Source organism: Enterobacter wuhouensis, from assembly GCF_004331265.1.
In the GTDB taxonomy this organism is placed as follows: Bacteria; Pseudomonadota; Gammaproteobacteria; order Enterobacterales; family Enterobacteriaceae; genus Enterobacter; species Enterobacter wuhouensis.
Window position 1 is genome coordinate 178,713 of the sequence record NZ_SJOO01000007.1, and the last position, 17,466, is coordinate 196,178.

11 protein-coding genes are annotated in these 17,466 nt (G+C 58.2%); 4 read left to right on the forward strand and 7 right to left on the reverse strand.

What is annotated here, in order from left to right; genetic code table 11:
* Positions 1-28: 28 nt before the first annotated feature.
* Genes glpC through glpA form a run of 3 tightly spaced genes read right to left on the reverse strand, consistent with a single transcriptional unit; the run spans position 29 to position 4,051 of the window.
* The gene (gene glpC / locus E0L20_RS16550; RefSeq protein ID WP_131634904.1) at positions 29-1,219 is read right to left on the reverse strand and encodes an anaerobic glycerol-3-phosphate dehydrogenase subunit GlpC; all 1,191 of its coding nucleotides are present in this window, start codon (positions 1,217-1,219) and stop codon (positions 29-31) included.
* On the reverse strand, positions 1,216-2,433 hold the full coding sequence (gene glpB / locus E0L20_RS16555) for a glycerol-3-phosphate dehydrogenase subunit GlpB (protein ID WP_131634905.1): 1,218 nt from the start codon (positions 2,431-2,433) through the stop codon (positions 1,216-1,218). Before glpB ends, glpC begins: the two co-directional genes overlap by 4 nt.
* A complete protein-coding gene (gene glpA, locus E0L20_RS16560) occupies positions 2,423-4,051 on the reverse strand; it encodes an anaerobic glycerol-3-phosphate dehydrogenase subunit A (RefSeq protein ID WP_131634906.1) in 1,629 nt (542 codons plus the stop codon). The genes glpB and glpA overlap by 11 nt, the downstream gene beginning before the upstream one ends.
* A 251-nt stretch (positions 4,052-4,302) precedes the next feature.
* On the opposite strand from glpA, the gene glpT reads away from it, so the two are divergent.
* Positions 4,303-5,655 (forward strand): glycerol-3-phosphate transporter, encoded by a 1,353-nt coding sequence (glpT, locus tag E0L20_RS16565; RefSeq protein ID WP_131634907.1) that lies wholly within the window; start codon positions 4,303-4,305, stop codon positions 5,653-5,655.
* An 11-nt stretch (positions 5,656-5,666) separates the two neighbouring features.
* Positions 5,667-6,722 carry a glycerophosphodiester phosphodiesterase gene (glpQ, locus tag E0L20_RS16570; RefSeq protein ID WP_131634908.1) on the forward strand — a complete coding sequence of 352 codons (1,056 nt, stop codon included), beginning with the start codon at positions 5,667-5,669 and terminating at the stop codon, positions 6,720-6,722.
* Between the two features lie 83 nt (positions 6,723-6,805).
* On the opposite strand, the gene yfaE is transcribed toward glpQ, so the two are convergent.
* From yfaE to ubiG, 4 genes are all read right to left on the reverse strand, one after another.
* Positions 6,806-7,060 (reverse strand): class I ribonucleotide reductase maintenance protein YfaE, encoded by a 255-nt coding sequence (gene yfaE / locus E0L20_RS16575; protein ID WP_119937067.1) that lies wholly within the window; start codon positions 7,058-7,060, stop codon positions 6,806-6,808.
* On the reverse strand, positions 7,060-8,190 hold the full coding sequence (gene nrdB, locus E0L20_RS16580) for a class Ia ribonucleoside-diphosphate reductase subunit beta (protein WP_131634909.1): 1,131 nt from the start codon (positions 8,188-8,190) through the stop codon (positions 7,060-7,062). The genes yfaE and nrdB overlap by 1 nt, the downstream gene beginning before the upstream one ends.
* A 100-nt stretch (positions 8,191-8,290) precedes the next feature.
* On the reverse strand, positions 8,291-10,576 hold the full coding sequence (gene nrdA / locus E0L20_RS16585; protein ID WP_131634910.1) for a class 1a ribonucleoside-diphosphate reductase subunit alpha: 2,286 nt from the start codon (positions 10,574-10,576) through the stop codon (positions 8,291-8,293).
* Positions 10,577-10,922: 346 nt separating this feature from the next.
* A complete protein-coding gene (gene ubiG / locus E0L20_RS16590) occupies positions 10,923-11,651 on the reverse strand; it encodes a bifunctional 2-polyprenyl-6-hydroxyphenol methylase/3-demethylubiquinol 3-O-methyltransferase UbiG (protein ID WP_131634911.1) in 729 nt (242 codons plus the stop codon).
* 146 nt (positions 11,652-11,797) lie between these two features.
* On the opposite strand from ubiG, the gene gyrA reads away from it, so the two are divergent.
* Positions 11,798-14,434, forward strand: a complete 2,637-nt coding sequence (gene gyrA / locus E0L20_RS16595; protein WP_131634912.1) for a DNA topoisomerase (ATP-hydrolyzing) subunit A — start codon at positions 11,798-11,800, stop codon at positions 14,432-14,434.
* Between the two features lie 136 nt (positions 14,435-14,570).
* Positions 14,571-17,417: a two-component system sensor histidine kinase RcsC gene (gene rcsC, locus E0L20_RS16600; protein WP_131634913.1), complete on the forward strand. Its 2,847-nt coding sequence runs from the start codon at positions 14,571-14,573 to the stop codon at positions 17,415-17,417.
* The last annotated feature ends 49 nt before the right edge of the window (positions 17,418-17,466 follow it).

Consider the following 17,466-nt stretch of genomic DNA (forward strand, 5'->3'; position numbering starts at 1 on the left):
TGTGCCGGGGCCGTCGCCCCGGCAACGTTTAGCCCAGCGCCTTCGCCAGCAGGGTGATTGGATGTTCGCAGCGCTTGCTGGTGGACATCTCAATCTGCCATTTGCAGGTTTCGCAGTCGGTCACCACGATATCCGCGCCGCTCTCCTCAATCTGCCTGAACAGCGGGGCGACAATCGCCTGCGAGGTGGCATAGTTTTCACGCTTAAAGCCGTAGGTGCCCGCGATGCCGCAGCAGCGCGAGTCCAGCACCGTCAGCTCCAGCCCCGGAATAAGCCGCAGTAGCTCCAGCGTATAAAGCGACCAGCCCATCTTCTCCATGTGGCACGGCGTGTGATACACCACCTTAAGCGGTAAGGCCTTCAGCGGTAACGTTTTTCCGCTGTCCAGCCTGCGCCACAGGAAGCGCGTCGCCAGCTCAATGTGTTCGCGCAGGCCGGTGTTATCCACGTCCAGCAGGTGCGGATATTCGTCGCGCAGCGTGAAGGTGCAGGTGGACGAGGTGGCCAGCACCGGAATGCCTTTGTCGACAATCGCCTCGCGTAGGGAGGTGACGTTGGTGTTGGCCTGCCTGCGCGCTTTATCGGTAAAACCGTTGGCAATCAGCGGCACGCCGCAGCATTTTTCCTTACTCAGCAGCTCCACGCCAGTGCCCATGGCGTTCAGTACCTTGAGCAGATCTTTTCCCAGCTGCGGATGGTTGTAGTTCACGTAGCAGCCGTGGAAGAAGGCCACCCGATCGGCGTACTGCGCCTGTTCCGCCGCGACGGATTTGTACCAGCGGCGGAAGGTGCCGTGAGAATATTTCGGCAGGCTGCGGTGATGGTCGATTTTAAGCGTGGCATCCAGCAGCTGGCGCACCGGCTTGAGTGCGGTTGCGGCGTTCACCAGCGGGGCAAACGGCGTTGAAACGCTGCCCATTAGATCGGTATGGCTCAGGATCGCGTCGCGCAGTGTGGGTTTCTGCGTGCTGTAGCGCGCGCGGGCGCGCTGGATGATATCGCCGATTTTAACGTCCGACGGGCAGGCGACTTCGCAGCGCTTGCAGTTGATGCAGTATTTCAGCGCTTCATCGTAAAGCCTGCCGTCCTTCAGGCGCAGGCGCTCGCCGTCCGGCCCGGCCTGCTTCGGACCGGGGTAGCGCGGGTTGACGCCGCTGACCGGGCAGACGGTGGTGCATACCGTGCATTTGATGCAGCTTTCAAAACGGGTATCGTTCATCGCTCAGCCTCCGTGCGCTGGATAATCTGCTCTGCCACGTGGAGCGCCGTCACCGCGCAAACGCCGCCGCCGCAGCCCTGCACGATGGGATCGTAGCCGCCCAGCAGCGAGCCGATGGCGAAGAGATTACTGACGGGTTTACCGGAAAGTTGCGGATGCAGCTGGTTATCGACAATCACGCCGAACTGCTGCCAGGGCTGCGGGGTGAAGAAATCACTCTGATACCAGTCCGCGCGCGAGGCGCTTTGCCGGACGTCCAGCCCCAGGATCGCCTCCCGAATGCCCTCCCGGCTGCTGAGCAATCCGTTGCTGAAAAAGCTGCCGCTGGCCAGCACCGTATAGCGTGCCCGAAGGGGAATATCGCCGTGGTTTCGTGTCCACACCTCGCTGGCCTCGCCGCCGTTCAGCGTGATTTTTTTTACTTCATCACCCGCCATCCACACGCCGCCCTGCGCCACGAACCGGCGCTGCAGCTGGGTATGCAGGCGAATGCCCGGAATGGACGGTGGAAGCGTGGGAAGCAGCCCGAGGGTGCAGGAAAGACGTTCCGACAGCCAGCGCCAGAGACGGTTGTCCGCAAGGCCAAAGCAGGCGGGCATAAACAGCGCGTCGTATTTCTCACCGAGGGGTTTGAGCGCTTCATAGATCAGCGGCCACTTATCTTCGTTATCCAGCAGTCGGGCAATATTGACCGCACGGAACTCGCTGGGATTATCGCGCAGAACGTCAAGCTCGGGCAGGTCTATCTCCGCTGTTTCTGCATTAACGCCCTGGCGACAGAGCGATGCCGCCGCGAGGTGCGGCTGAAAATCGAGAAAACCACTGATGCCGACCACCAGCACGGTCTCATCCTTAAACGGTGCGACGGGAACGTCTTCCGGGCTGAGCCAGGCGGAGCGCAGGGTGCCAAGCGGCGTCACGCGCTTATGGTTTTGCCGCGCGCTGCCCTGCAGCCGCGCGCCGCACTCTGCCAGCAGCGCTTCGGTTTCAAGGGCAAAGCGGTCGATATGCTGCGCGCCAATCAGGTGATAGGGGTGCTCGGGCGGCAGTTTATCGCGCCAGGCGTCGTCCACCAGATCCAGCGATCCCGACGAGAAGTGCAGGGCGCTCTGGCCCCGGGTGATAATGGCGCAGCGCAGCCCCTGCTTCGTGAGCTTAATGCCGCAGAGCAGGCCCGCCAGGCCGCCGCCGATAATCACGGTATCAAATTTCATCCTGTGGCTCCTTTTCAAGGCCGCAAAGTCCCTGGTAGACCCAGCGGGTGAACTCGCTTTCGCGCAGGGCGTCCCCCCAGGCGACGGGCTGAATGCCTTTCCAGCGTTCGTTCAGAAAATCGCTGAGCTGAGCAAGCGACTGGGTAGAGGAAGTGGCGTGAAAACGCTGCAATAGCCCGGCGGCACGGCAGGCGCATAGCTCGCCCTGACAGGTCCCCATCCCGACGCGCGTGCGGCGGCGTAAATCGAGCAGGTTATTGACCGTCAGATTCTCCACGGCGTACTGCACTTCCCCGGCGGTGACCGCTTCGCACTCGCACACCAGGCTGCGGCTCAGGCGACCTTCACCCAGCCACTGCGGCGTTCTGTCGCCGTGGCGGTAGATAGCGGACCCGCGCAGCGGCGCGGGGAGCGAGATGATTTTTTGCAGCGTCTTCTCGGTGGACTGCCGCGAGCCGGGCAGCGGCTGTTCCGCCGTCACGCAGCGTTCGGTATTCCCCAGCTTGCGGCAGACGGCATCGGTAGCCCACTCGGCCATCAGGCGGAAGGTCATCAGCTTGCCGCCGGTGATGGTGATAAAGCCCTCCATGCCGTCGCGCTCGGCGTGATCGAGCAGCACGATCCCCCGGCTGACGTTGCGCCCGCTCGGGTCATTGTCGCTGGCAACCAGCGGACGCACGCCCGCGTAGGCCCGCAGAATGCGCGTCTGCGCCATGACCGGAGCCAGCTTTTCCCCTTCGCGCAGCAGGATGTCGACCTCTTCGGCGGTCACGCGGTTGTAGTCAATCTCGCTGTAGTCGACGTGCGTGGAGGTGGTGCCGATCAGCGAAATGGTATCGCCAGGCACCAGAATGTCGGCGTCGGACGGTTTGCGGCAGCGGTTGATGACATGGTTGTTGATGCGGTGATCGAGGATCAGCAGCGACCCTTTGGCCGGGAACATGCGGATCGACAGATCGGCGTACTCTGCGATGCGCTGCCCCCAGATCCCCGCGGCATTGATCACGACGGCGGCAAACAGCTCGCTGTGCTCGTTATACTGCGTATCAAAGACCCGTACGCCACGCACGGTACTGCCTTCGCGGATAAGCCCGGTGACCTCGTGCCCGGTCAGTATGCGCGCGCCGTGCTCGCGGGCGTCCAGCATATTGGCGGCGGTCAGGCGGAAGGGATCGACGGTGCCGTCAGGCACTTTCACCGCGCCGATAAGCGCCGGGTTCACCGAGGGTTCCAGCCGCTGCGCCAGCGCCGGGTCCATCGCCTCTGCCTGAATACCGGCTGCATTGCAGGCGGTGATAAAGGTCGACTGAAACGGCAGGTCATCTTCGGGAAGGGTAATAAACAGGCCGTCGGTGGGTTCAACGCAGTGTCGGGCGATGCGCTTGAGGATCTGGTTTTCGGCAATACACTCGCGCGCGGATTCGCCGTCGGTGACCGCATAGCGCGCGCCGCTGTGCAAAAGGCCATGGTTGCGCCCGGTCGCGCCGGTGGCGATATCATGGCGCTCCAGCAGCGTAACGCTTAGGCCTCTCAGGGCGCAGTCACGGGCGATCCCGGCGCCAGTGGCACCACCGCCAATGATTATCACATCGCTGTAGCGAGGATCGTGAATGGTCATTGTTTACCCTCTATGTTCGTTTTTTACCATTTAGCCACATCAATAATGTGGTTTGTTTGATTTCGAACATAAACGCGCGCAAATCGAAAGTGAAACGTGATTTCATGCGCTTTTTTGCGCATCCTGTCATATTTCTGTAACAATCTGTGCGTTGATTCACAGTAACAATCACCGTGATTTCTTAACATCCCCGCCTCTGGAATCCAGGTGCGAGCCACCTGCTCTCTCAATACAAGGCCACGGAGGCTGTTATGCTCAGTATCTTCAAACCTGCGCCGCACAGGGCGCGTCTGCCTGAGGCAGAAATAGATCCGCTTTACCGCCGTCTGCGTTGGCAAATTTTCCTGGGGATTTTCTTCGGGTACGCGGCGTATTATCTGGTACGTAAAAACTTCGCGCTCGCCATGCCGTATCTGGTGGAGCAGGGCTTCTCCCGCGGCGATCTGGGGTTCGCGCTGTCGGGGATCTCCATTGCCTACGGTTTTTCCAAATTCATTATGGGCTCGGTATCGGACCGCTCGAATCCGCGCGTGTTCCTGCCTGCCGGTCTGATCCTGGCCGCTGCGGTGATGCTGTTTATGGGCTTTGTGCCGTGGGCAACCTCCAGCATTGCGATTATGTTCGTGCTGCTGTTCCTCTGCGGCTGGTTCCAGGGGATGGGGTGGCCGCCGTGCGGGCGTACCATGGTGCACTGGTGGTCGCAGAAAGAACGCGGCGGCATCGTGTCGGTGTGGAACTGCGCCCATAACGTTGGCGGCGGTATTCCGCCTCTGCTGTTCCTGCTCGGTATGGCCTGGTTCAACGACTGGAAGGCCGCGCTGTATATGCCCGCCTTTGGCGCCATCGTGGTGGCGATTATTGCCTTCGCGCTGATGCGCGATACGCCGCAGTCCTGCGGCCTGCCGCCGATTGAAGAGTACAAAAACGACTATCCGGATGATTACAGCAAGGAGCACGAAGAAGAGCTGACCGCAAAACAGATCTTCATGAAGTACGTCCTGCCTAACAGGCTGCTGTGGTATATCGCGGTGGCGAACGTCTTCGTTTACCTGCTGCGCTACGGCATCCTCGACTGGTCACCAACCTACCTGAAAGAGGTGAAGCACTTCGCGCTGGATAAATCGTCCTGGGCCTATTTCCTGTATGAATATGCCGGGATCCCGGGCACGCTGCTCTGCGGCTGGATGTCGGATAAAGTGTTCCGCGGCAACCGCGGTGCGACGGGCGTGTTCTTTATGACCCTGGTCACCATCGCGACCGTCGTGTACTGGCTCAACCCGCCGGGCAATCCTGGCGTTGATATGGCCTGTATGATCGTGATTGGCTTCCTGATCTACGGTCCGGTAATGCTGATCGGTCTGCACGCGCTGGAACTCGCGCCGAAAAAAGCGGCGGGCACGGCGGCGGGCTTTACCGGTCTGTTCGGCTATCTGGGCGGTTCGGTCGCGGCGAGCGCCATCGTGGGCTACACCGTTGACTTCTTCGGCTGGGACGGCGGCTTTATGGTGATGATTGGCGGTAGCGTGCTGGCGGTACTGCTGCTGATTGTCGTGATGATCGGTGAAAAACGCCACCACGCCGAAGTGCAGGCGCGTCGTCAATAAGGAGCATTGCGATGAAATTAACTCAATTAGCGACCGGCCTGCTGCTGGCCGGTTTGATGACCGGCTCCGCGCTGGCGGCGGAGAAAATCGTTATCGCCCACCGCGGCGCCAGCGGATATCTGCCGGAGCACACGCTGCCGGCAAAAGCGATGGCCTATGCGCAGGGGGCGGATTACCTGGAGCAGGATCTGGTGATGACCAAGGACGACCGGCTGGTCGTCCTGCATGACCACTATCTTGACCGCGTAACGGACGTGGCGGAACGTTTCCCCGACCGCGCGCGAAAAGATGGCCGCTACTACGCCATCGACTTCACGCTGGCGGAGATCCGCTCGCTGAAGTTTACCGAAGGCTTCGAGATTGAGAACGGCAAGAAGGTGCAGGTCTATCCGGGGCGCTTCCCGATGGGCAAATCCGACTTCCGCATTCATACCTTTGAAGAGGAGATTGAGTTTGTTCAGGGGCTGAACCACTCTACCGGTAAAAACATCGGCATCTACCCGGAAATCAAAGCGCCGTGGTTCCACCATCAGGAAGGGAAGGACATTGCCGCGAAAACGCTGGAGGTGCTGAAACAGTACGGCTACACCAGCAAGCAGGACAAGGTCTACCTGCAGTGTTTTGACGCTGCCGAGCTGAAGCGCATCAAAACCGAGCTGGAACCGAAGATGGGCATGAACCTCAACCTGGTTCAGCTGATCGCCTATACCGACTGGAATGAAACCCAGGAGAAGCAGCCGGACGGTAAGTGGGTTAACTACAGCTACGACTGGATGTTCAGGCCGGGCGCGATGAAGCAGATTGCGCAGTACGCCGACGGCATCGGGCCGGATTACCACATGCTGGTGGCGGAAGGCTCTACGCCGGGCCACGTGAAGCTGACGGCGATGGTGAAAGAGGCGCACGCCAGCAAGATGCAGGTGCATCCGTATACGGTACGTGCAGACCAGCTGCCGGAGTATGCCACGGACGTGAATCAGCTTTATGAGGTGTTGTATAACCAGGCGGGGGTGGACGGGCTGTTTACGGATTTCCCGGATAAAGCGGTGAGCTTTTTGAAGGATTAACGCTGAAATTGCCGGGTGGCGGCTGCGCCTTACCCGGCCTACGAACTAACCCTCTCCCACCGGGAGAGGGGATAAGGAAGCAATCACATCTCGATCTCAATATCGCCTTTTGCCCGGCAGCAGCAGGGCAAAATTTCCCCATCGTTAATAAAGGCCAGCGGTTCGGTCAGCCAGTCCACCTGGCCTGCGACCAGGCGGCAGCGGCAAGAGCCGCAGTAGCCGGAACGACACTGGTACTCTACTTCTACCTGATGCGCCTCAAGCGCCACCAGCAGAGAAGGGTGCTCTTCCCGACACAGCACCTCAGTGCCGGAAAGACGTAGCGTCACGCGTGACATCAGAGCTGGAAGTCGCTCAGGTCGTCAGTATTCACTTCTGAGTCAATCTGACCGACCAGGTAAGAACTTACCTCTACTTCCTGCGGCGCGACCTGCACGTTATCGGACACCAGCCAGGTATTGATCCACGGGATCGGGTTGGAACGCGTCTGGAAAGGCAGATCCAGACCGACAGCCTGCATGCGGATGTTGGTGATGTACTCCACGTACTGGCACAGGATGTCTTTGTTCAGGCCAATCATGGAGCCGTCGCGGAACAGGTAGTCTGCCCACTCTTTTTCCTGCTGGGCCGCCAGCACGAACAGGTCGTAGCACTCCTGCTTGCACTCTTCGGCGATTTCCGCCATCTCCGGGTCGTCCGTGCCGCTGCGCAGAAGGTTCAGCATGTGCTGGGTGCCGGTCAGGTGCAGGGCTTCGTCACGGGCGATCAGGCGGATGATTTTGGCGTTGCCTTCCATCAGCTTGCGCTCGGCAAAGGCGAAGGAGCAGGCGAAGCTCACGTAGAAGCGAATTGCTTCCAGGGCGTTCACGCTCATCAGGCACAGGTACAGCTGCTTTTTCAACGCGCGCAGGTTCACGGTAATCGTTTTGCCGTTCACGTTGTGCGTGCCTTCACCCAGCAGATGCCAGTAGCTGGTCATCTCGATCAGCTCGTCGTAGTAGTGCGCAATGCCTTCCGCGCGCTTCTGGATCTGCTCGTTGGTTACGATATCGTCAAACACCACCGCCGGATCGTTCACGATGTTGCGGATGATGTGGGTGTAAGAGCGGGAGTGGATCGTCTCGGAGAACGCCCAGGTTTCCACCCAGGTTTCCAGCTCAGGAATCGAGATCAGCGGCAGCAGCGCCACGTTCGGGCTACGACCCTGAATGGAGTCCAGCAGCGTCTGGTACTTCAGGTTGCTGAGGAAGATATGCTTTTCGTGATCCGGCAGGGCCTGGAAATCGATGCGATCGCGCGAAACGTCCACTTCTTCGGGGCGCCAGAAGAAGGAGAGTTGCTTTTCAATCAGCTTTTCGAAGATGTCATATTTTTGCTGATCGTAGCGTGCCACGTTGACCGGTTGGCCGAAGAACATCGGCTCTTTGAGCTGGTCGTTTTTCGTCTGTGAAAAGGTGGTGTATGCCATTGTGGTGAGTCCTGTTGAGATTGTATTGCCCGGCGGCACTGCGTTTGCCGGGCCTACAAAACCGTAGGCCGGGTAAGCGTAGCGCCACCCGGCGAAGTGCTTAGATCTTACATGCGCCGCTTTCGCAGCCATCGTCCTGAATTGACGGCACCATGTCGTCCTGCGCGTCTTCTGCACCGTCACGGGTGTTGTGATAGTACAGCGTTTTCACGCCAAATTTATACGCGGTCAGCAGGTCTTTCAGCAGCTGCTGCATCGGCACCTTGCCGGACGGGAAGCGGGTTGGGTCATAGTTGGTATTGGCAGAGATCGACTGGTCGATAAACTTCTGCATGATACCCACCAGCTGCAGGTAGCCGTCGTTGTTTGGCATTTCCCACAGCAGCTCGTAGTTGCCGCCCAGGGTTTCGTAATCCGGTACGACCTGACGCAGCACGCCGTCTTTCGAGGCTTTGATGCTGACGTGGCCGCGCGGCGGCTCAATACCGTTGGTGGCGTTGGAGATCTGCGAGGAGGTCTCGGACGGCATCAGGGCAGAGAGCGTGGAGTTACGCAGGCCGTGGGTCTTGATGGACTCGCGCAGGCCTTCCCAGTCGAGGTGCAGCGGCTCGCTGACGATCGCATCCAGGTCTTTCTTGTAGGTGTCGATTGGCAGAATGCCTTTCGCGTAGGTGGTTTCGTTGAACCACGGGCACGCGCCTTGCTCTTTCGCCAGCTCGTTGGAGGCTTTCATCAGGTAGTACTGAATCGCTTCGAACGTCTGGTGCGTCAGGTTGTTGGCGCTGCCGTCGGAGTAGCGCTTGCCGTTTTTCGCCAGCCAGTAGGCGAAGTTGATCACGCCAATGCCCAGGGTACGACGACCCATTGCACCGCGTTTAGCGGCCGGGATCGGGTAATCCTGGTAATCCAGCAGGGCGTCGAGCGCGCGAACCGCCAGCACCGCCAGCTCTTCCAGCTCATCCAGGCTCTTAATTGCGCCCAGGTTGAATGCGGACAGCGTACACAGCGCGATTTCGCCGTTTTCGTCGTTCACGTCTTCCAGCGGCTTGGTCGGCAGGGCGATCTCCAGGCACAGGTTAGACTGGCGCACCGGGGCGACGACCGGGTCGAACGGGCTGTGGGTGTTGCAGTGGTCCACGTTCTGGATGTAGATACGGCCGGTAGAGGCACGTTCCTGCATCATCAGGGAGAACAGGTCGACCGCCTTCACGCGCTGCTTGCGGATGCTGTCGTCTTTTTCGTATTTGGTGTACAGACGCTCGAACTCGTCCTGATCGGCGAAGAACGCGTCGTACAGGCCCGGCACGTCGGACGGGCTGAACAGGGTGATGTCTTCACCTTTCAGCAGACGGGTGTACATCAGCTTGTTGATCTGCACGCCGTAGTCCATGTGGCGCACGCGGTTGCCTTCAACGCCGCGGTTGTTTTTCAGAACCAGCAGGCTTTCCACTTCCAGGTGCCACATCGGGTAGAACAGGGTTGCCGCGCCGCCGCGCACGCCGCCCTGAGAGCAGGATTTCACTGCCGTCTGGAAGTGTTTATAGAACGGGATACAGCCGGTGTGGAACGCTTCACCGCCGCGAATCGGGCTGCCCAGCGCACGGATGCGACCGGCGTTGATGCCGATACCGGCGCGCTGGGAGACGTATTTCACGATGGCGCTGGAGGTGGCGTTGATGGAATCCAGGCTGTCACCGCACTCGATCAGTACGCAGGAGCTGAACTGACGGGTTGGGGTACGCACGCCGGACATGATCGGCGTCGGCAGAGAAATCTTGAACGTGGATACCGCATCGTAGAAACGCTTCACGTATTCCAGACGGGTGTCACGCGGGTAGTTAGAGAACAGGCAGGCGGCCACCAGAATATAGAGGAACTGGGCGCTCTCGTAGATTTCGCCGGTTACACGGTTCTGAACCAGGTATTTGCCTTCGAGCTGCTTCACCGCCGCGTAGGAGAAGTTCATGTCGCGCCAGTGATCGATAAACCCGTTCATCTGCTCGAACTCTTCTTCCGTATAGTCTTCCAGCAGATGCGTGTCGTATTTGCCCAGCTCAACCATTTTCACCACGTGATCGTACAGCTTCGGCGGCTCAAACTGGCCGTAGGCTTTTTTACGCAGGTGGAAAATGGCCAGACGTGCGGCGAGGTACTGATAGTCCGGTGCGTCGCGGGAGATCAGATCCGCCGCTGCTTTGATAATGGTTTCGTGGATATCAGACGTTTTGATGCCGTCGTAGAACTGGATGTGGGATCGCAGTTCCACCTGGGAGATAGATACGTTATTCAGTCCTTCTGCTGCCCAGTCGAGAACTCGATGGATTTTGTCCAGATTGATACGCTCGGTGGTACCGTCGCGCTTTGTCACCAGCAGACTCTGATTCATTGGGTTTTACCTGTCCGTGAAATAAAAAATATCCCCCGTTTATCCACAGATCCGTCTTGTGACTAAGTCTGTGGATAAATACTACATATAGGGGGTTTGCGATAAGAGAAACGCTATATGGTGAGTATTCTAGTATCGAATCATTTCAGCACAAGGGTTGATTTTGAGGTTAAATTGAGGTTGTGAAAGGGTAAAAAAGCCTAAGTCCTCGTACCGTAAGGCCTGGACGACATGTCAATAATTAAGAAAAAAAATTCAAAATTTGATCGAGTGCTGATTTCTTCAACGGGAGGTCAGAATTGCGCAACATGATGTCGCGCAATCTTTATAAGAATAGTTGATGACGTTAGTCGTTTTTGGCGGTTGTATGCAACATATAGTTAACATCTACGCCCGGCGCGAGCTTGAATTTATCCGTCAGTGGATTGTAATGCAGGCCGGTGATGTGCTGCTCTTTGAGCCACGTTTGGTCAACCCAGCTCAATAGCTCAGCAGGCTTGATGAATTTCTTCACGTCGTGCGTGCCTTTCGGCACCATGCGCAGCACGTACTCCGCGCCTACGACCGCCATCAGCCAGGCTTTACCGTTGCGGTTGATGGTCGAGAAGAAGACCTGTCCGCCCGGCTTCACCAGTTTTGCGCAGGCCTGCACCACCGATTGCGGATCGGGCACGTGTTCCAGCATCTCCATGCAGGTCACCACGTCGTACTGGTGGGCATGTTTTGCCGCGTGCTCTTCCACGGTTTCCTGCACGTATTCCACCTGCACGCCGGACTCCAGGGCATGAAGCCGGGCAACCTGCAGCGGTTCAAAGCCCATGTCCAGGCCGGTAACGGTAGCCCCTTCGCGCGCCATGCTCTCCGCCAGGATGCCGCCGCCGCAGCCGACGTCGAGCACCTTTTTACCGAACAGACCGCCGGAACGCTCTGCGATGTAGCCCAGACGCAGCGGGTTAATGCGATGCAGCGGTTTGAACTCACCTTCGAGATCCCACCAGCGGGACGCCACCGCTTCAAATTTGGCAATCTCTTCGTGGTCAACGTTGTGAGCCACCGGGGATTTTTCGGCATTCATGGGCGCTTTTACTCCTTATTTAGCAAGACAAAGGAGTATATCAGGCAATCCCCGTGAATAAAGCGTATAGGTTTACCTCAATCACCGCGGCTGTGTTATAATTTGCGACCTTTGAATCCGGGATACAGTAGAGGGATAGCGGTTAGATGAGCGACCTTGCGAGAGAAATTACACCGGTTAACATCGAGGAAGAGCTGAAAAGCTCCTATCTGGACTATGCGATGTCGGTCATTGTTGGCCGTGCGCTGCCGGACGTCCGCGATGGCCTTAAGCCGGTACACCGTCGCGTACTATACGCCATGAACGTATTGGGCAATGACTGGAATAAAGCCTATAAAAAATCTGCCCGCGTCGTGGGTGATGTCATCGGTAAATATCACCCGCACGGTGATACCGCCGTTTATGACACCATCGTTCGTATGGCGCAGCCATTCTCCTTGCGGTACATGCTGGTAGATGGTCAGGGTAACTTTGGTTCTGTTGACGGCGACTCCGCAGCGGCGATGCGTTATACGGAAATCCGTATGTCGAAAATCGCCCACGAGCTGATGGCCGACCTGGAAAAAGAGACCGTTGATTTCGTCGATAACTACGACGGCACAGAGCGCATTCCTGATGTTATGCCAACCAAGATCCCGAACCTGTTAGTGAACGGTTCGTCCGGCATCGCGGTTGGTATGGCCACCAACATTCCGCCGCACAATATCACCGAAGTGATCAACGGCTGCCTGGCCTATATCGACGATGAAGAGATCAGCATTGAAGGGCTGATGGAACACATCCCGGGGCCGGACTTCCCGACGGCGGCGATCATCAACGGTCGTCGCGGCATTGAAGAAGCGTACCGCACCGGCCGCGGCAAGATTTACATCCGTGCCCGCGCCGAAGTGGAAGCGGACGCTAAAACCGGCCGTGAAACCATTATTGTTCACGAGATCCCGTATCAGGTGAACAAGGCTCGTCTGATTGAAAAAATCGCCGAGCTGGTAAAAGAAAAACGTGTTGAAGGTATCAGCGCGCTGCGCGACGAGTCTGACAAAGACGGTATGCGCATCGTGATTGAAATCAAACGCGACGCGGTGGGCGAGGTTGTGCTGAACAACCTGTACTCACAGACTCAGCTTCAGGTCTCCTTCGGTATTAACATGGTTGCCCTGCACCATGGTCAGCCGAAGATCATGAACCTGAAGGAGATCCTGAGCGCGTTCGTGCGTCACCGCCGTGAAGTGGTGACCCGTCGTACTATTTTCGAACTGCGCAAGGCGCGCGACCGTGCGCACATCCTTGAAGCACTGGCCGTTGCGCTGGCAAACATCGACCCGATTATCGAGTTGATTCGCCGTGCACCGACCCCTGCGGAAGCGAAAGCGGCGTTAGTGGCCCGTCCTTGGGCGCTGGGTAACGTCTCCGCGATGCTTGAACGTGCGGGCGATGATGCTGCGCGTCCTGAGTGGCTGGAACCTGAGTTCGGCGTGCGCGACGGTCAGTACTACCTGACTGAACAGCAGGCCCAGGCGATTCTGGATCTGCGTCTGCAGAAACTGACCGGCCTTGAGCACGAAAAACTGCTCGACGAATACAAAGAGCTGCTGGAGCAGATTGCTGAGCTGCTGCACATCCTGGGTAGCGCAGAGCGCCTGATGGAAGTGATCCGCGAAGAGCTGGAACTGGTCCGCGATCAGTTCGGCGACGAGCGTCGCACCGAAATCACCGCAAACAGCTCTGATATCAACATTGAAGATCTGATCAACCGCGAAGACGTGGTGGTCACCCTGTCTCACCAGGGCTATGTGAAGTATCAGCCGCTGACCGACTACGAAGCACAGCGTCGTGGCGGTAAAGGCAAATCTGCAGCACGTATTAAAGAAGAAGACTTTATTGACCGCCTGCTGGTGGCCAACACCCACGACACGATCCTCTGCTTCTCAAGCCGCGGTCGTTTGTACTGGATGAAGGTCTATCAGCTGCCGGAAGCGAGCCGCGGTGCGCGTGGTCGTCCTATCGTCAACCTGCTGCCGCTGGAAGCGAACGAACGTATTACGGCTATCCTGCCGGTGCGCGAGTACGAAGAGGGCGTGAACGTCTTTATGGCGACCGCCAGCGGCACCGTGAAGAAAACCGCACTGACCGAATTCAGCCGTCCGCGTTCTGCCGGTATCATCGCCGTGAACCTGAACGAAGGCGACGAACTGATCGGCGTGGATCTGACCTCCGGTTCCGATGAAGTGATGCTGTTCTCCGCCGCCGGTAAAGTGGTGCGCTTCAAAGAGAACGCGGTGCGCGCAATGGGCCGTACGGCGACCGGCGTTCGCGGCATCAAGCTGGCGGGTGAAGACGCCGTGGTTTCCCTGATCGTTCCACGCGGCGAAGGGGCTATCCTGACCGTCACGCAGAACGGCTACGGTAAACGTACGGCGGAAAGCGAATACCCGACCAAGTCTCGCGGCACCCAGGGCGTTATCTCCATCAAGGTAACCGAGCGCAACGGTTCCGTTGTGGGCGCGGTGCAGGTGGACGATGCTGACCAGATCATGATGATCACCGATGCCGGTACGCTGGTGCGTACCCGCGTGTCTGAGATCAGCGTGGTAGGGCGTAACACCCAGGGCGTTATCCTCATTCGTACGGCGGAAGATGAAAACGTGGTGGGTCTGCAGCGCGTTGCTGAGCCGGTGGATGACGAAGAGCTCGACTCCATCGACGGCAGCGTCGCGGAAGGTGATGATGAAATCGCGCCGGAAGCGGAGAGCGACGACGACGCAGCGGATGACGCTGACGAGTAATGTCTCCTGATGCAAAAAAGGGCCGATTTCCGGCCCTTTTCTTTTGCAGATGCAGAAACGTGAACGTTGCGACCTGTCGCGTTTACCGCTACCTTAACCACATTCTTTTTGACCCCGACGGCGGAGCCTCGCCCCTTTGAAATACCTCGTCTCCTTTCGTACCACGCTGAAAGTCTCTCGCTATCTGTTTCGGGCGCTGGCGCTCCTGCTTTGGTTGCTGGTGGCTCTGTTCTCGGTGTTCTACATCGTAAACGCGCTACATCAGAAAGAAGCGGAGATCCGCCAGGAGTTCAACCTCAGCTCCGATCAGGCACAGCGCTATATTCAGCGAACCTCCGACGTCATGAAGGAGCTGAAGTACATTGCCGAAAATCGCCTCACCGCTGAGAATGGCGTGCTTGCGCTGCGTGGGCGTAATGATAAAACCGAAGTGCCGGACTTTGAGCCGCTGTTTCCAGACTCCGACTGTTCCGCAATGGGCAATACCTGGCGCGGATCGCTGGAATCACTGGCGTGGTTTATGCGCTACTGGCGCGACAATTTCTCCGCCGCGTACGACCTGAACCGCGTCTACCTGATTGGCAGCGAGAATCTCTGCATGGCCGACTTCGGCCTGCGCGATATGCCCGTCGAGCGCGACGATGCCCTGAAGAGCCTGCACGAACGCATTGTGAAATACCGCAACGCGCCGCAGGACGAGCGCGGCAATAACATCTTCTGGATTAGCCAGGGCCCGCGCATGGGCGTTGGCTATTTCTATGCCCTGACGCCGGTTTACCTCGGCAACCGCCTGCAGGCGCTGCTGGGCATAGAACAAACCATCCGCATGGAAAACTTCTTTACGCCGGGCAGCCTGCCGATGGGCGTGACTATTCTGGATGAAAACGGCCACTCCCTGATTTCGCTCACCGGGCCGGAGAACCGCTTAAAAGTCGATCCGCACTGGATGCAGGAGCGCTCGTGGTTTGGCTACACCTCTGGCTTCCGCGAGCTGGTGCTGAAGAAAAGCCTGCCGCCATCCTCGCTGAGCATCGTCTATTCCGTGCCGGTCGACGTGGTGTTGGAGCGGATACGCATTCTTATCATGAATGCGATCCTGCTTAACCTGCTGGTGGGTGGGGCGCTGTTTACCCTGGCGCGTATGTACGAGCGCAGGATCTTCATTCCAGCTGAAAGCGATGCCCAAAGGCTGGAGGAGCACGAGCAGTTTAACCGTAAGATTGTTGCCTCCGCGCCCGTCGGGATCTGTATTCTTCGCACCCAGGACGGGACCAACATTCTTAGCAACGAGCTGGCGCATAACTACCTGAACATGCTGACGCACGAGGACAGGCAGCGGCTGACGCAAATCATCTGCGGGCAGCAGGTGAACTTTGTCGACGTGCTGACGAGTACCCATACCAATCTGCAAATCAGCTTCGTCCATTCCCGCTATCGTAATGAAAACGTGGCGATTTGCGTGCTGGTGGATGTCTCCGCGCGCGTGAAGATGGAAGAGTCTCTGCAGGAGATGGCGCAGGCGGCGGAACAGGCCAGCCAGTCGAAGTCGATGTTCCTTGCGACGGTCAGCCACGAGCTGCGAACGCCGCTGTACGGAATTATCGGCAACCTAGACCTGCTGCAAACCAAAGAGCTGCCGAAAGGGGTCGATCGCCTCGTCACGGCGATGAACAACTCCTCAAGCCTGCTGCTGAAAATCATCAGCGATATTCTCGACTTCTCGAAAATCGAGTCCGAGCAGCTGAAAATCGAGCCGCGCGAGTTCTCCCCGCGTGAAGTAATGAACCATATCAGCGCCAACTATATGCCGCTGGTGGTGCGTAAACAGCTGGGGCTTTACTGCTTTATCGAACCGGACGTACCGCTGACGCTGCACGGTGACCCGATGCGTCTGCAGCAGGTCATCTCTAACCTGCTCAGCAACGCCATTAAGTTCACCGATGTCGGCTGTATCGTGCTGCACGTCTGCAGGTCAGGGGATTACCTCAGTATCCGCGTGCGTGACACCGGCGTGGGTATTCCTGCGAAGGAAGTGGTTCGTCTCTTTGATCCGTTCTTCCAGGTCGGGACGGGCGTGCAGCGCAATTTCCAGGGCACCGGGCTGGGGCTGGCGATTTGCGAGAAGCTCATCAGCATGATGGACGGGGATATTTCTGTTGATACCGAGCCGGGCATGGGGAGCCAGTTCACCATCCGCATTCCGCTCTATTCTGCGCAGTATCCGGCGAAAACGACGGTCGACGGATTGAGCGATAAGCGCTGCTGGCTGGCGGTGAATAATGCCTCGCTAAACGATTACCTGACGGCGATGCTAACGTACAGCGGCATACGGGTATCGCGCTATGATGGGCAAACGCCGGACGTGGACGATATGCTGATAGCGGACGACATGCTGGAGCAGGCATGGCCGGGGCGTGGGGCGATTATCTTCTGCCGCCGTCACATCGGTATCCCGCTTGAGCATGCGCCCGGGGAGTGGCTGCACAGCGTGGCAACCCCGCACGAGGTGTTAGGGCTGCTGGCGCGTATTTACAGCGTTCAGCTGGAGGACAGCGATGGCGCGGCCGCGCTGCCGTCCCCGGACTCCCTGACGCCAGCGAATGACGATATGATGATTCTGGTGGTGGACGACCATCCGATCAACCGCCGCCTGCTCGCTGACCAGCTTGGCTCTCTGGGCTACCAGTGTAAAACCGCCAACGACGGCGTGGATGCGCTGAACGTGCTGAGTAAAAACCATATTGATATCGTACTGAGCGACGTTAACATGCCGAATATGGACGGCTACCGCCTGACGCAGCGTATTCGCCAGCTTGGCCTGACGCTGCCCGTCGTCGGCGTGACGGCAAATGCCCTGGCGGAAGAGAAGCAGCGCTGTCTGGAATCCGGCATGGACAGCTGTCTGTCGAAGCCGGTGACGCTGGACGTGCTGAAACAGACATTGTCGATTTATGCGGATCGCGTGAGAAAAACCAGAATATAAAAAAGGCCCTTACGGGCCTTTTACGTTTTTCACCCTCTACCTGTGGGAG

Bases quoted from the DNA above. Each gene is read 5' to 3' on its own strand.
- glpT (WP_131634907.1), top strand. From the start codon at position 4,303: ATGCTCAGTATCTTCAAACCTGCGCCGCACAGGGCGCGTCTGCCTGAG.
- glpB (WP_131634905.1), bottom strand. From the start codon at position 2,433: ATGAAATTTGATACCGTGATTATCGGCGGCGGCCTGGCGGGCCTGCTC.
- yfaE (WP_119937067.1), bottom strand. From the start codon at position 7,060: ATGTCACGCGTGACGCTACGTCTTTCCGGCACTGAGGTGCTGTGTCGG.
- gyrA (WP_131634912.1), top strand. From the start codon at position 11,798: ATGAGCGACCTTGCGAGAGAAATTACACCGGTTAACATCGAGGAAGAG.
- nrdA (WP_131634910.1), bottom strand. From the start codon at position 10,576: ATGAATCAGAGTCTGCTGGTGACAAAGCGCGACGGTACCACCGAGCGT.
- glpC (WP_131634904.1), bottom strand. From the start codon at position 1,219: ATGAACGATACCCGTTTTGAAAGCTGCATCAAATGCACGGTATGCACC.
- ubiG (WP_131634911.1), bottom strand. From the start codon at position 11,651: ATGAATGCCGAAAAATCCCCGGTGGCTCACAACGTTGACCACGAAGAG.
- glpQ (WP_131634908.1), top strand. From the start codon at position 5,667: ATGAAATTAACTCAATTAGCGACCGGCCTGCTGCTGGCCGGTTTGATG.
- nrdB (WP_131634909.1), bottom strand. From the start codon at position 8,190: ATGGCATACACCACCTTTTCACAGACGAAAAACGACCAGCTCAAAGAG.
- glpA (WP_131634906.1), bottom strand. From the start codon at position 4,051: ATGACCATTCACGATCCTCGCTACAGCGATGTGATAATCATTGGCGGT.